Source organism: Paenibacillus phytorum (assembly GCF_013141715.1).
In the GTDB taxonomy this organism is placed as follows: Bacteria; Bacillota; Bacilli; order Paenibacillales; family NBRC-103111; genus Paenibacillus_E; species Paenibacillus_E phytorum.
This window is the reverse complement of record NZ_WHOA01000229.1, coordinates 1-15,122: the sequence shown is the minus strand read 5'-3', so window position 1 is coordinate 15,122 and position 15,122 is coordinate 1. Positions and strand designations below refer to the sequence as shown.

At 42.7% G+C, this 15,122-nt stretch carries 13 protein-coding genes; 10 read left to right on the top strand and 3 right to left on the bottom strand.

Annotated elements, in window-relative coordinates:
- Positions 1-363: 363 nt before the first annotated feature.
- Together GC098_RS41855 and GC098_RS31580 are read right to left on the bottom strand one after the other, a co-directional pair.
- Positions 364-624, bottom strand: coding sequence for a helix-turn-helix transcriptional regulator (locus GC098_RS41855; protein ID WP_376774017.1), 261 nt, complete (start codon positions 622-624; stop codon positions 364-366).
- Between the two features lie 10 nt (positions 625-634).
- The gene (locus GC098_RS31580; protein ID WP_216625493.1) at positions 635-1,198 is read right to left on the bottom strand and encodes a hypothetical protein; all 564 of its coding nucleotides are present in this window, start codon (positions 1,196-1,198) and stop codon (positions 635-637) included.
- A gap of 150 nt (positions 1,199-1,348) precedes the next feature.
- Between GC098_RS31580 and GC098_RS41360 the strand changes: the two genes are divergently transcribed.
- Positions 1,349-2,545: an FAD-dependent oxidoreductase gene (locus tag GC098_RS41360; RefSeq protein ID WP_312880462.1), complete on the top strand. Its 1,197-nt coding sequence runs from the start codon at positions 1,349-1,351 to the stop codon at positions 2,543-2,545.
- On the opposite strand, the gene GC098_RS31570 is transcribed toward GC098_RS41360, so the two are convergent.
- Entirely contained in the window at positions 2,524-4,806 is a 2,283-nt protein-coding gene (locus GC098_RS31570) for a helix-turn-helix domain-containing protein (RefSeq protein ID WP_171647689.1), read from the bottom strand. The genes GC098_RS41360 and GC098_RS31570 overlap by 22 nt on opposite strands.
- 260 nt (positions 4,807-5,066) lie before the next feature.
- On the opposite strand from GC098_RS31570, the gene GC098_RS31565 reads away from it, so the two are divergent.
- The 9 genes from GC098_RS31565 to GC098_RS31530 form a co-directional block, all read left to right on the top strand.
- A complete protein-coding gene (locus GC098_RS31565) occupies positions 5,067-6,032 on the top strand; it encodes an ABC transporter permease (protein ID WP_171647687.1) in 966 nt (321 codons plus the stop codon).
- Positions 6,033-6,041: 9 nt separating this feature from the next.
- Positions 6,042-6,929 (top strand): carbohydrate ABC transporter permease, encoded by an 888-nt coding sequence (locus GC098_RS31560; protein WP_171647685.1) that lies wholly within the window; start codon positions 6,042-6,044, stop codon positions 6,927-6,929.
- 71 nt (positions 6,930-7,000) lie between these two features.
- Entirely contained in the window at positions 7,001-8,677 is a 1,677-nt protein-coding gene (locus GC098_RS31555) for an extracellular solute-binding protein (RefSeq protein WP_171647683.1), read from the top strand.
- 18 nt (positions 8,678-8,695) lie between these two features.
- Positions 8,696-10,126: an alpha-L-fucosidase gene (locus tag GC098_RS31550; RefSeq protein ID WP_171647681.1), complete on the top strand. Its 1,431-nt coding sequence runs from the start codon at positions 8,696-8,698 to the stop codon at positions 10,124-10,126.
- 41 nt (positions 10,127-10,167) lie between these two features.
- The gene (locus tag GC098_RS31545) at positions 10,168-11,595 is read left to right on the top strand and encodes a sulfatase family protein (protein ID WP_171647679.1); all 1,428 of its coding nucleotides are present in this window, start codon (positions 10,168-10,170) and stop codon (positions 11,593-11,595) included.
- 40 nt (positions 11,596-11,635) lie between these two features.
- A complete protein-coding gene (locus tag GC098_RS31540) occupies positions 11,636-12,931 on the top strand; it encodes an alpha-L-fucosidase (RefSeq protein ID WP_171647677.1) in 1,296 nt (431 codons plus the stop codon).
- A gap of 75 nt (positions 12,932-13,006) precedes the next feature.
- Positions 13,007-13,522 carry a hypothetical protein gene (locus GC098_RS41355; protein ID WP_312880461.1) on the top strand — a complete coding sequence of 172 codons (516 nt, stop codon included), beginning with the start codon at positions 13,007-13,009 and terminating at the stop codon, positions 13,520-13,522.
- On the top strand, positions 13,522-14,694 hold the full coding sequence (locus GC098_RS41350) for a DUF4091 domain-containing protein (RefSeq protein ID WP_376774016.1): 1,173 nt from the start codon (positions 13,522-13,524) through the stop codon (positions 14,692-14,694). The genes GC098_RS41355 and GC098_RS41350 overlap by 1 nt, the downstream gene beginning before the upstream one ends.
- A 204-nt stretch (positions 14,695-14,898) precedes the next feature.
- Positions 14,899-15,122: sigma factor (locus GC098_RS31530; protein ID WP_312880459.1), on the top strand; the 224-nt coding region annotated here is incomplete at its 3' end.

Below are 15,122 nucleotides of genomic sequence, written 5' to 3'. Positions count from 1 at the left end.
TCATTAAACCAATGCTGGGATACAAATGCCGGAATCGAAGCTATGCATATGATAAAGAAAGGGCAGGTCGAATGCAATCATTCGTCTGTCCTCTCTGCAGTAGAATTAATAAAGTGTTTGGTTTGACAGCATAATCAAGCAACATTATGGAGGCTATCTTTGATCTGTTTTTATAGTTGCACCAAAACCTTCACGGTTAATCTAAAACAAATATTGAAGCTGATGAAGTAAAAAGTGGATCCAGTAGACCTGTTTGGATTACAAAAAGACGACTCTCACTCCCAAAAAATGGGGGAAATGGTCGTCTTTTTATTCGTTTCTCTTATATGCTCCGAAAAACTACAAGTTCTTCAGTGGCCTCCTTTACAAGCGGTGGGCTTTTCGGTATTGCATTGGGTTTACGAGGCAATTGTTTTTGAATACTCGGCTTAAGTAAAACCCGTTCTGATAACCGCAGCATTCTGAGATTTGATCCAGTGTCAAATTCGTTTCCGTCAGCAGAGTCTTGGCTTTTTCAAGACGAAGGGACGTAAGATACCTAATAGGCGTCGTTCCTAATTCCGCGTGAAACTTTTTACACAGCTGCATACGACTAATCCCCAGAGTGGCGGCAATCGCATTCAGGCTGAATCGCTCAAATGCTTGTACCTGAATTAGCCGTTGCCTGTTGAATGATCGAGTCTGCCGGTCGATGGGGTTCCTCGTTCAACAGTTCCTCCACCTCTTCACAATATAACAGCCATATATGATGCAGGTAATGGCTTCTGAGGACCATACTCCATCGCTCTCCTTGGGTACTGTACGGTTTCAGAGCTGCGTAATCTCCAATCAGCCTTTCGGTATTGCGCAAGCTGACTTTTCCCACTGGAAGGGTACCCAATTCCGCAAGATCAATCTCATTTTCTTCGTCGTCTCTCCAACTCATCCGAAATACAAAGAGCGTGATGGGTGAAATCACGACCCGTCGAAATACGACACCTGGTGGACAAAAAACGAGATTACCGAAAGAAGCGGTTGCATGATGCTCATCGATTTCAAAGTAAAACGATCCTTTTTCCACAGCAAAAATGAGCCATTCGTTCTGAATGCTCTCATACTGAAAAAATTGCTCACGGTGCACAAAATGTCGGAAATACGTCAGTCTCGGTATATGACCGCACAATGGAAAGGCACACATTAATGATCTCCCCCATTTCATAATGGAGCGTGGTCGAACATGCAGACCCGGCTTCGCCCTGTGGGATAATAAGTATATAGTTCAGTTTACATTAGTGTATGGAAAAAAAGGCTAATCTTCATCCTCAGGGGGCAAACATCCAAAGTCTAATATAGGGGGAGAAGTACGTACATGGATAAAAAATGGAATGGAAGTTGGATAAAGGAAGCACGTTTTGCCGAATTACTGCCGCTGAATGTATATCATAAGGAGAGGGAAGCCGCTCCCCCACATCATCACGATGAGGAATTGAAAAATTTTCATATGTTGGTACGTAAAGAGTTTGTTCTTACGGATGCTTATAAGAAAGCTTTACTCAATATAACTGCTGACGATTATTATAAGCTTTACATCAATGGCCGATTTGTAGGCCAAGGCCCTGCACAAGGCAACTATTATCACTACTATTACAATAAATATGATGTCGTTTCTTTCTTGAAAGAAGGAACCAATGTCATAGCTGTTCACGTGTACTACCAGGGTCTTGTATGCCGTGCATACAATAGTGGAGATTACCGGCAAGGAATGATTGCCGAACTTGAAGTGGACGGTAAGCTTATCGTGAAGAGCGACCAGACCTGGTTATCCCGCAAGGCCAACGAATACATCAGCGGTGGCATCGTCGGGTACAACACGCAATATTTGGAATGGATCGACAGCCGTGAGCAGGTTCCGGACTGGCGAAATGCCAGTATCGATTTATCCGGATGGAAGTCCTGCGAGGAAATGGAGGATCATGAGTATAGCTTGTTCCTTCAGCCGACTCCTCCTGTTTCCGTTTACGAGATCAAGCCTCAGCATATATCAGCCCTTATGTTTGAGCATGCGGATGAGGTGCTTGTGAACACGACAAGAGTCCAAGGATTGAACGGTACCGATGTGGAGGATTTAACGGAAGCCGAGGAGCTAGGCCGCAAGCAGGTGTTGATGGTAGCGGAGTTCATGAAAAATAGGCTGCCTTTCTTTGAGAAGGCAGCGATTTCCTCGGTAGGGGCGCAGATCGCTGTACGGGAAACAAGAAGGATAGACGGGGTGTATGCGTTACAGGTGGAAGATGTCGTTCAGGGACGGCGATTTGAAGACGTGATTGCCCGAAGCGATTATTCAATCGATATCCATGATCCAAGCGGTAAAGGAGTGACGGCAACTTGGGTTAAAGGTGATGGCACCTACGATATTCCTTACCGCTGCCTGCTGTCTGCTGCCCAAAAAGGCTATCTGCCGGACGCTGCATATCTACCTCGAAGCCCTTGCCACCACTCGTTTAACGCTCTGCATGGCAACCGGGACGTCTGCCGGGCTTTATTCTATTCCACTGCTTTACGCTGATGCAGTTGACGATACTTGCCTGGAGTAAGACCGGTTATACTTTTGAATTTCCTGCTAAAGCTGGAAACGTCAGAAAACCCTACTTTTTCAATAATATTTTTTACATGTTCATCACTGTCACGCAGCATAGATTGGACAGTTTCCATTTTTTGTAATGTAACATAATCAATAATATTCTGACCTGTTTGATCTTTAAAATAGTGGCTCAGACGTGATGGCGACATATTGAAATGCTGCGCCATATTTTGAATCGAAAATTCGAAAGTAAAGCAGTTTTCCCCGATGTAGGTTAGCATCGAAGTCAGCTGGTCGTTGCAGGAGCTTTCCTTTCTGCTGTCAACAAACAAATTCAGACAGTAACTCCGAAGGGCCACAGAAAGTTCATCAATGGTTTCGTAATTTGCAATCGAAATCATATCCATATGAGGATTCCACTTGGAAGCTGGCTCCACCGATTTTTTGTTACCTTCACCCACAATGACATTGATGATATCAAAACATAAAAGTTTTACTGCAACAAGCGACATATTCGCAGTCTTAAGGGTGTCAATAAGTTTGTCAAGGCAGTCAGCAATCTGGGAGACATCCGAAAGCTTGAGTGCCATGCGGAGATTTTCCATCAAAGCTTTCATATTAATCGGGTAATTGTCTTCATTTAGCCCGGTATGGCTAAACATGATGACTTGGTTTTTTCCTTTAATAAAGCTGTAATCTAATGAACTTAGCGCTTCAATATACGATTTACCAAGGTCCCGAATTGTTGAATACACATTTCCGGCACCTACCGTACAGGGCCCAAGAATTTGAGAGTTTGAATGAAAGTTACTCAGTTTATTCCTGTAATTTGATTCAGTTGACTCGGATAGGGACATGACAAGAATAACAGCATGTCTATCCAGACTTTCAATACAATATCCTTCCTCTGCATGCTGAATCACTTGTTCAAGCATTCCTTTTAATCGATGTAAAGGAATATGTTCATCATCTACAAGCTTGCTGAAATGGAAAATGGCTGCGCTAAAATAGGGGCCGGTTAGCTTAATTCCAATTTCATCAGCCGACTTATTATTTAATTCATCGAAACGATCAAATTGCCCCTTAAGGAGTCCTTGCAGGTAAATATCTCTTTGAGCTTGCCGATTGTGAATGATTTCGTCATTCAGATGGGAATTTCGCTCAGCAAGATTTAGGAGCAAATATTTGGCGGATTCGATTTCATTCCGGTTGCCGTTTAATGCGTTTGGTTCCAGCGTTCTTACCAGTTCCTTGATCTGTTTGATAGGATTGTAGCTTATTTTCGTAAGGAAATAAATGATCAGTGCTCCAACGCAAAAAGTGATCAAAAGAGCGACAAGAATGGAGTACTTGATTCCCCCAAGTTTCTCCATAATCTGCATATACGGGACTATCCGAATATAGAGCCATCCTGTTACATTCGAACGAACGTAGAAGACAAGTTGACGACTATTTGAAGTTTCGATAATTTGAGAGCCCATTGAAGCTTGGTTCGAAATACTGTTTGAAATTTGGATGAAAGGCTCGGAGCTTATGTAAGGAGCATCCTGCAGAGAAGTAATGATGCGTCCTTGTTGATCAATAATTAGTGCCGTTTCACCGGTTCTTGAAATCGTATTTTTTAGTAAGTATACGAGCTTATCCTCATCTACATGAAATATAACTTTGGCTACGGGATAAGTGCTGTTGGTAGGATAGGAGAAAACATAAGTAATTACTCTTTTATTGCTGCTTTCACCGGTTCCGAACGTTAATGTATCAGCAGGATGGATATATTGCGGCTCTGTTCCATTCAAAATCTGATAAAAGCTGACCTTGTCCCAGTTTGAGTAGCGATAAATATCGGAATACAGATCAATACTATACTCGCCTACCGAAGTCATAACTTGATGGGAGTTTTTAATGTATATACTAACTTCATTGATGAAATCATAATTGGCAATATAATTTTTCAGCTCCAGCTGGGCAGTTAATATTTGAAATTTATCTTCCGGAGCTTGCAGAGCTGCACTAATGACGCGATTCAATGAAAGATTGGACATGACTCGTAAGAGGTTGCTATTTCTTTCATCCACCGAATCCTTTACATGGGTTAGACGGTTAACCTCCTCCAGGGTTAATTCTTCTTTCAATACTTGGGTGAAGTAATTGTAGGAAGTAAACCAAACGACCACTATGGGGATGAGTAAGACGATGATGTAGAACAATACGTACTTATATAGTAACGATGATTTTCGCGAATTCATGGCCCACATCCTCTTCATCTGGCTTAAAATTTAAAGTAAGCTTATCAGAGTAATAAGCCGGATACAATATTCATTCATGAAAAATACTTTGTCAAAATTGACATGTCGGGCGAACACTCCACCATTCTTAGTAAAAAGCTGGTATTTGACGGTTGTGTCAATAATGACAAATGTACAATTCTTTGTTGGTCAAGTAATATCAGGTTAGCCAATGGATGTAAGCGCTTTTAAATAACATAAAAAGGAGGCGAGCGAGAAACATGCAAAATATTATTAAAGTGGAAAAACATGCAGAACTACTGAAGCCAGCTTATAAAAAAGAACAAAGCTTTAGGAGACAGATCGTTAATAAGTATCAGTTATTACTGCTGTTGCTACCTGCACTAATCTATATCCTTATATTTCATTACGTCCCACTGTACGGGATACAAATTGCCTTTAAACAGTATTTGTCGGTTAAAGGAATTATGGGCAGCCCCTGGGTTGGTTTTCGTAATTTTGAAACGTTTTTCCATAGTGATTCTTTTATGCTTGTCATCAAAAATACGATAGGCATTACGCTGTATAGTCTAGTTGCAGGCTTTCCATTGCCCATTCTGTTAGCAATTCTTCTCCATAATTTACCGGGAGTAGCCTTTCGGAAAACAGTGCAACTGATTGTTTATGCCCCCCACTTCCTCTCGGTTGTCGTAATAGTTGGGATGCTGAATGTCATGCTTCAGCCGGACTACGGAGTTGTGAACAACTTACTCAAAATAATTGGATTAAATCCTGTGTTTTTTATGGCAAAAGCCGAGTACTTCAAATCTATATTTGTATGGTCCGGAATTTGGCAAAACATGGGTTTCTCGAGTGTTATCTACCTAGCTGCATTAGCTAGCGTAGACCCAACGTTGTACGAGGCCGCCAAAGTAGATGGTGCCACACGATTGCAGAGAATGCTCTATATCGATCTTCCATCGATAATGCCAACAGCTGTCATCTTGTTGATTCTCCATTCCGGACAACTGCTGAATGTCGGGTTTGAAAAAGTGTATCTGATGCAAAATGCCGTGAATCTCAGTACTTCCGAAGTGATTTCTACTTATGTGTACCGTGTCGGTATTCTGAAGGGAACCTTTGAATTTGGTGCCGCTGTTGGTTTATTTAATTCTTTGGTAAGCGCATTCATTCTGATAATGGTTAATCAATTAGTGAAAAAACTGAACAGTACATCATTGTTTTAGGGGTGAATCATGAAGATCAGGAACGCTATACAAGACAAAGCATTTGATATTTTCAATTATTCCTTCTTAACCGTCATCCTAGTGATCGTTTTGTATCCTCTTTATTTTGTTTTCATTGCTTCATTTAGTGAACCGGATGCGATCTATCGTGGCGATGTCATATTTAGAATATCAGGCTTTAATTTAAAAGGCTATCATCGTATCCTGGAAAACGCAAACATTTGGCTCGGTTATCGAAATTCAATCTTATATTTGGTGATTGGAACGTTTGTCAATTTGCTTGTAACGATTCCGGCGGCTTATTCGTTGTCTCGAAAAGATACGCCTGCGAGGAAAACCATTATAGGGATCTTCATGTTTACGATGTTTTTTAGCGGTGGATTAATTCCTACATTCCTGCTAGTCAAATCAATCGGACTATACAATACATTTTCTGTGATGGTGATTCTTGGAGCGGTCAATGTGTTTAATCTCATGGTTGCCATGTCGTTTTTTCAATCGACGATTTCGGAAGAGCTTCTGGATGCAGCAGTCATTGACGGTTGCTCAGACATTCAGTTTTTTTTCAAAATCGTTATTCCGCTCTCAAAGGCGATCATAGCTGTGATGACGCTTTACTACGGGGTTGCTCACTGGAACTCGTTTTTTAACGCTATCATTTATCTCAAGGACAAAAATTTATATCCGTTACAACTTATATTACGAGATATTCTGACATTAAATCAGGTTCTTGCCGGCATGTCGGATGCAACTGATTCTGCAGTAGAGCAACAAAAAATAGCCGAGTCCATCAAATACGGAGTGATCATTGTGGCTTCCTTACCTATGATGGTGTTATATCCTTTTATTCAAAAGCATTTTGTTCAGGGAGTTATGATTGGTTCTGTAAAAGGGTGACGCGAATGGTAATAACAGAGGGTTATGCCCGCTGATTACTGTATAAAAAATCTAAATGAGGTGGAATTAAAATGGGAGTTAAACAGGTGGTAGCTTCTGTAGTGGTAATGGGGGCAGTATTATCAACATTTGCCGGATGTAGCAAGTCGAATGAAGATCAGCCGGGAAAGGAAAGTGCACAACCTCTGGCAATAGATTCGTCCGGTCGCAAGATCGAAGGCAATATGTATGTGAGTGGCTATCCGATCGTAAAGGATAAGCAGACCATTAAAGTGGCGTATAACGATGTTTGGAGCTCGCCGGACTTCAACACCAAGAAAGTGATGCAGATGGTTGAGGAGAAAACCAATATTCATGTTCAGTGGGATCAAATTCCTAACACCTCTTACAACGATCGAGTAAACCTGATGTTTGCCAGCAACGACCTGCCTGAAGTTTTCATGAACGCAAGTTTAGGGGCTAACCTAAGTTTGGCTAAGGAGCAGGGACAGATAATCGATGTAAAAGATTTAATTGACAATTATGCGCCGAACATCAAAAAAGCGTTAGATTCAAATCCGGATTATAAAAAGATGGCGACTGATCTTGATGGAAAAATATACAGCATCCCGAGTTTTTTATCAAATGGAAATCTCAATTATGGCGATACATTATTCTTGAATAAAAAATGGTTAGAAAAGCTAAATCTGAGTGTGCCAACAACAACAGATGAATTTTATCAGGTGCTGAAAGCGTTTAAAGAAAAGGATCCTAACGGAAACGGCCAAGCGGATGAGATTCCGTTCACTGTAATTTGGGGTACTGGGAACACTGGATCGGTAAACCTGTTTGGTCCATGGGGAACCGTTTCAGTTGCGGGTTCAGCTACGAATTCATCAAGTGGTAACATTTTTATTATTAAAGATAACAAGGTTGTTGCTGCAAGTATGATACCAGGATATAAGGATGCCGTAAAATATTGGAGCAAGCTTTATCAGGAAGGATTGTTGGATAAGGAAGCGTTTACGCAGGATTCGAAGGCGTTTTTCGCCAAAACTACCAAGGAACCCTATTATGTAGGCGGGTGGACAGGTTATGGCGGTTGGAATGAAGCCGGCTCACTTCAGAAATCAAAGGATAACTTTGCCTCTGTTTTGCCGTTAAAGGGGCCGGATGGACAACAAAATTGGTTAAAGGTAATATCCGGAATAACTTTGAATCAAAACTTTATTACGAAGGCAGCGAAAGATCCGAAAACGATTATTCGTTGGATGGATGCAATAGCAGAACCTGAGATTTCTTATCAATGGTCTTTTGGGCCAATGGGTTCGAACGTAGAGAAAACGGCAGATGGCAAATTAAAGTTGGCGGCGACTCCGAGCGGCACACCATACGGTCAGTTCCGTGTTACCAATACCGTTCCTTTCGGTACGCTGGGTATATATAAGGAATGGGCCGATAAGAACATGATTCTGGATGAAAATACTGTCTATAAAAGCCAAATCGACGATTCCTATGAGCCTTATGGTACTATTAGCAATTTATCGAATTTAAAATTCACAAAAGAACAAAATACTCAACTAGCGACCTATGCTACTAATCTTGCAGACATCCAAAACTACACAAGAAGCAAGGAAGCAGAGTGGATTATTAAAGGAACGATCGATGCAGAATGGGATGCATACCTGAAGAAACTCAATGATTTGAAAATCGGAGAAATTATAAAAATTTACCAGCAGGGCCTGGTTAACTACAACAATCTGAAATAATCTAGGAGCGAATCGTATATGGCGGTTACAATCGAAACGGCTGCAAGAGTGACGCCTTCCGAGCGTCAACTTTTGTGGCAGCAAATGGAGTTTTACGCTTTTGTACATTTTGGTATGAACACATTTACAGGCAAGCAGTGGGGGTTCGGCGACGAGGACCCCTCCTTGTTCAATCCAACTGAATTTGACGCGAATCAGTGGGTGCAAATATGCCAGTCTGCAGGAATGACAGGCATCATCTTGACATGCAAACATCATGATGGATTTTGCCTCTGGCCTTCCAGTTTTACGAATCATTCCGTCAAGTTCAGTCCTTGGAAGAATGGGCAGGGGGATATGGTACGAGAAGTGGCTGATGCTTGCCGTGCTCATGGATTAAAGTTTGGCGTTTACTTGTCTCCATGGGACCGTCATGAACTGAGCTACGGGGATAGTCCTGCCTATAATAACTATTTCCTGAACCAACTGACGGAGCTTCTTTCGAATTATGGAGAAATCTTTTGCGTATGGTTTGACGGTGCGTGCGGCGAAGGCAAAAACGGAAAAAGGCAGCAATATGATTGGGACGCTTACTATACTCTCATTCGCGACCTGCAGCCGAATGCCGTCATATCGGTTTGCGGTCCTGATGTTCGTTGGTGCGGCAATGAAGCTGGGCATATGCGTGCATCGGAGTGGAGCGTGGTTCCCGCTTCTATGAAAGATAATGAGAAAGTTCATGCGAAGTCACAGAAGGTTGATGACAATTCGTTTTCAAAAAGGATCGACACGAGAGAAGAGGATCTGGGAACCCGTGAAGTCCTCGCCCAAGTTGATGAAGTAATCTGGTATCCTTCCGAGGTTGATACGTCAATCCGTCCCAATTGGTTCTATGATCCGGCCGACAACGACCTAGTGAAAACGGTTGATCAATTGTTTGAGCTATATGAGAAAACCGTGGGCGGTAATTCGTGCCTCCTTCTCAATTTGCCGCCTGATCGGCGAGGTCTAATCCATGAGAATGACGCTCGAAACATGTCAGAATTGGGCAAGAAGCTTCGCGGCACTTATGGAACTAATTTAGCTAGGGGCGCTAGCGTTCGGGCTTCAGGAAGTGGAATTGGAAACGGGGATGCGCTATGCATCCTGGACGGCCGATCCGATACGTATTGGACTACTCCAGAAGGAGTCGCGACAGCAGAACTAGAATTTGATCTTGGCAGTATTAAGCTATTCGACCGCATCATACTCCAGGAGTACATCACTTCCGGACAACGGGTCGAGCGCTTTCATCTCGCGTGCAAAGATAGTGACGAAGAGGAATGGAGGCCTCTTTATGATGGCACGATAATCGGGTATAAAAGAATATGCAGATTGAATGAAAGCCGAGGAAGATTCTTCCGGCTTCGGATTGCAGAAGCCCGGTTGAATCCAATGATAAGCAGCTTCGGTGTTTACATCACTACCTAGCGGGACGTAATAATCGAGAAACTTAATTTGAGGTGGATAAAATGGCAAGTAAAAATGATACAAAACCGAATATCCTATTTATTTTATCTGATGATCAAGGGCCATGGGCCATGCATTGCGCCGGAAATTCAGAATTGATAACACCCAATTTGGATCGCCTTGCCAATACGGGCATGAGATTTTCAAATTTCTTCTGTACTTCTCCTGTATGTTCTCCGGCTCGAGCTACGTTGCTAACCGGGCGTATTCCATCTCAGCATGGCGTTCTGGATTGGATTGCTGATGGGGATATGGGTGCTGATAATACGATCGGATGGCTGAGTCAGGAAAAAATTATTGAATATTTACAGGGAATGCCAGGATATACCGATATCTTGGCAGAGCATGGTTGGAAATGTGGTTTAAGCGGCAAATGGCATCTGGGTGACAGCCGTAAGCCTCAAAAGGGATTTGAATATTGGTATGTTCATCAATGCGGTGGAGCTTCATATTACGGAGCACCTATGATTCGGGATGGTAAAAATGTCAACGAAGAGCGATATATTACAGATGTGATAACAGATGAGGGAATTGGGTACATGGAGAAAACGCTGGAACATGATGAACCTTTTTATCTTGGAGTACATTATACAGCTCCTCATGCGCCCTGGCGCAATAATAATCATCCTGAAGAATATTTAGCGATGTACGATGACTGTGCTTTTGAGAGTGTTCCCGATCTTCCGCCTCATCCATGGACATCAGGTGGTATGGAACGGGAGAGGTTCGTGGAAGAGTTGAAGGGATATTATGCTTCTATTACGGCGATGGATGCAAATATCGGAAGGTTGATAGATTGGCTGGAGGATAATGGATTAAGGGAAAACACTTTGATCATATTTACTAGCGATAATGGATTTTGTTTTGGCCATCACGGAATTGTAGGGAAGGGCAACGGGACCCGTCCCGTAAATATGTATGAGGAGTCGGTGAAGGTACCTGCAATATTCAGTCAACCCGGGCGCATTCCAATGAATGTCGAAATGGCTGCACTGGTAAGCGGCTACGACTTTATGCCAACCCTACTAGATTATGTGAATTTACCTAATCCCGAAGCGGAAAAGCTCCCTGGTCATTCCTTTAAAAAGTTGCTTCTGGGTGAATCTATGGACGTACGAGAGAATCTAGTTGTTTTTGATGAATATGGTCCCGTAAGGATGATTAGAGAAAAGGAATGGAAGTACATTCACAGGTATCCGAACGGACCTCATGAATTATATGACCTCGTCAATGACCCGAATGAGCGTATAAACCTGATTAACAATAATGAAATGCAGGAGGTAGTCACATCCATGAAGATGAACCTTGAGGCTTGGTTTGTTCAATATGTAGATCCAAGCATGGATGGAACTCACGAACCTGTAACAGGGAAAGGACAAATCGGTTTGGTCGGACCTGCGGGCAAGGGCAAGCCTTCGTTCAAGGCGTAAATGAATCTTTAACAATACCCAATTATGGAGGAATAATTATATGAATAAATTTCCAATACCAACAATACCGCAAGAGGAATGGGCTAATTGTGAATTGGGCGTGATCATTCATTATAACTTGGAAACCTTCCACCCGGATCTTCCCCAGAACAAATGGAAGTCTTCTCCTGATGTCATGACAGCTGATACTTTTGCACCCAAAGAGGTTGATACAGATCAATGGATGGAAGCCGCGAAAGCTATGGGCGCAAAGTATGCTGTTTTTGTTGCAAACCATGTAACAGGGTTTGCAATGTGGCCGACTAAACAAAATAAATATTCAGTCGTGGGTTCTCCATATTTGGATGGAAAAGCAGATATAGTGAGAGATTTTATTAATTCATGCAAGAAGTATGATATCAAACCAGGCCTATATTATTCGACTGGTTGCAACGGATACTATGGGATAAACGACGAAATGCTTAATGATACGCAAACAGAGACATACAGAAATTATATCAAGGTGGTAGAAAGCCAGCTAGAAGAGCTTTGGGGGAACTATGGGGAGCTGTTTGAAATTTGGTTTGATGGCGGAGTCATATCATTAAGTCAGGGTGGACCGAATGTTTTGGAATTGATCCGAAAGTACCAGCCTGAAGCTATATGCTTCCAGGGGCTGAAGGAGCAAACACATAATCTAAGGTGGGTAGGCAATGAAAGAGGGGAGGCACCGTTAAACTGCTGGTCGACCAGCACAAAAAACACCTGTTCTTTCGGTGGGACTGAAGAGGATCGAGGAATCGGCAAGGGAAACCCAGAAGGGGAATATTGGATACCTGCCGAATCTGACATGGGAAACAGGTCTAAACAAGCAAGTGGAGGCGGATGGGGCTGGAGAGAGGGAGAAGAACATTTGGTGTATAAGCCCGAGCACCTGCTCGACTGTTATTACAATACGGTTGGGCGAAATTCTAACTTACTGCTGGGAATGGCGATCCACCGAGACGGTTATTTTCCTGATGTGCAGCAATTCAACGAGTTCGGAAGACTCGTAAACGAGATTTATGCAGATCCTGTTAAGTCTACTAGTGGGACAGGAAATAAATATGAGCTTGATTTAACAGAGTTAACGTACATTAAGAACATTTCTATTATGGAGGATATCCATTATGGTGAAAGAGTCCGTGACTTTACAGTGACAGTTGAAACTGAAAATGGAATGGAGGAAATATTCAATGCGGAATGTATAGGACATAAACGATTAATAAAACTTGAAAAGAAAATTAAAAAAGCCATTCTTACCATTAATCAGAGAGTGGACACCGTAATTATAAAGGACTTTACTCTATATGCGTAACTTGATTTGATTGCAGACTAGATGAGAGTCCAATTCCCCGTAAGCTTAAACCGAATTTAGAGGAGGACCATCAATATGCCGAATTCTAGCAAGATGGAGACCCGTTGTCTTAGTTCACTGGTGAAAGTTTTCCCTGATCAAGAATTAAGCGAACCGCGTTTTGAACGCGGTTCTGCTCTGCTCAATGAAACGTATTCCTTTCAAGTTGCCTTCCGTGCAACCCAAGAAATATCTCGTGCATTGAAAAATGTGCAAGTGCAAATTATATCAGGTCTGGGCGACATGGTATCTGTGCGTGTTGTTGGTCTTGTCCCATCTGAGATGCCAATTTATGGGGATCATGACGACGGCATTCTTCGTAATACTCCCGGTCTATACCCTGACCCTTTATTTCCGATTGATGCTGCAAGCGGGATCACGGTTCTACCTCATCAGTGGCGCTCAGTCTGGATCACTGTGGAGCCGGTTGAACCTGTTTCCGATGGCTTTTATCCGATTCGGGTGCTCTTCATAGACCAATTAGGGGAGATGCTAGCAGAGGAGAATTTCGAGCTTGAGCTTATGCTGCTTATCTTCCAAAGCAGACTCTAATTCATACAGAGTGGTTCCATTCCGATTGTCTAGCTACGTACTATCAAGTAGAGGTATTTGGCGAACAACATTGGAATATTATTGAAGCGTTTGTTCTAACAGCTGTTCGCCGGGGCATCAATATGCTGCTTACTCCGATTTTTACGCCACCTCTCGATACGAAGATCGGTGGCGAACGTCCTACCGTTCAACTGGTGGATGTGTACAAAAAAGGAAACCAATATTCCTTTGGGTTCGAACGGCTCAAAAGGTGGGTGGAAATGTGCGACAGATGTGGTGTCATGTACTTTGAATTCTCCCATCTGTTTACGCAGTGGGGAGCGAAGCATGCACCGAAAATAATGGCAGAGGAAAACGGTCAGCTAATGCAGATTTTCGGCTGGGAAACTGATGCCGCTGGGGGTGAATATGGGGAGTTCCTTGATCAGTTTTTACCAGCCCTTGTCCAGATTATTAAGGAGTATGATCTTGAAAATAGAAGCTATTTTCATGTTTCGGATGAACCATATTTGGACCACTTGACTAACTATAGTCACGCAAGTGAAAGACTGTCCCGCCATTTGTCCGGTTTTCCGATTATTGATGCGCTTTCCAATTATGAATTTTACGAGAAAGGTTTCGTGAAAAATCCAATACCGGCAAGCAATCATATCGAGCCGTTTCTGGAGAATGGCGTTCGCAACTTATGGACGTATTATTGCTGTTCGCAGTACAAATCCGTCTCAAACCGATTTTTCTGCTTTCCTTCCGCACGTAACCGTATCATAGGAATGCAAATGTTTAAGTACCAAATCGAAGGTTTTTTACATTGGGGGTACAATTTCTGGAATTCGCAATATTCCATACGAGCGATTGATCCTTACCGGACCACCGACGCGGATGAGGCATTTCCTTCCGGCGACGCTTTCGTGGTTTATCCAGGTGCAAACGGACAACCGGTAGAGTCGATTCGGTTTGCTGTATTTTACGAAGCGCTTCAGGATATGCGCGCTTTGCAACTGCTAGAGGAACTAATAGGCCGTGAGGAAACGCTTAAGCTTCTTGAAGAGGGCATGGAGCAAGAACTAACTTTCCGAAACTTCCCGAGCGATGCAGACTGGTTACTTGCATGCAAGGAAACAATTAACAGGAAGATCGCCGAAGCGGTACGCCATATGTCCTTAGGAAAATAGGAGCAATAAATAGATTTTCTTGGTGAGTATCTCTCTAGTCTCATTCTTCCAATGGGCAGAAATTAGAAGTATTGACCGCTTCTTCGACCAATTTTAATCATCTGGGGTTAGGAGCAAGCCGCAATGGCTAACCAAGGATTAATAGTTTAACTCCAAAGGGCTGCCGAGTGGCAGCTCTTGTTCTGTAACCATGCTTTATGGAAAGTGTTTACGTTGCTTCGTGTTTACAACCTCAAAAAATTCGACAACACAGGTGAAGATCTGGAGGATTTGATCTCGATCGGGACGATAGGATTGATCAAAGCGATCGAGTCGTTTTCGCCTAACAAAGGGACCAAGCTCGCGACGTTTGCGGCTCGCTGTATTGAGAACGAGATTCTGATGCATCTGCGTTCATTGAAGAAAACGCGTAAAGATGTGTCCTTGCA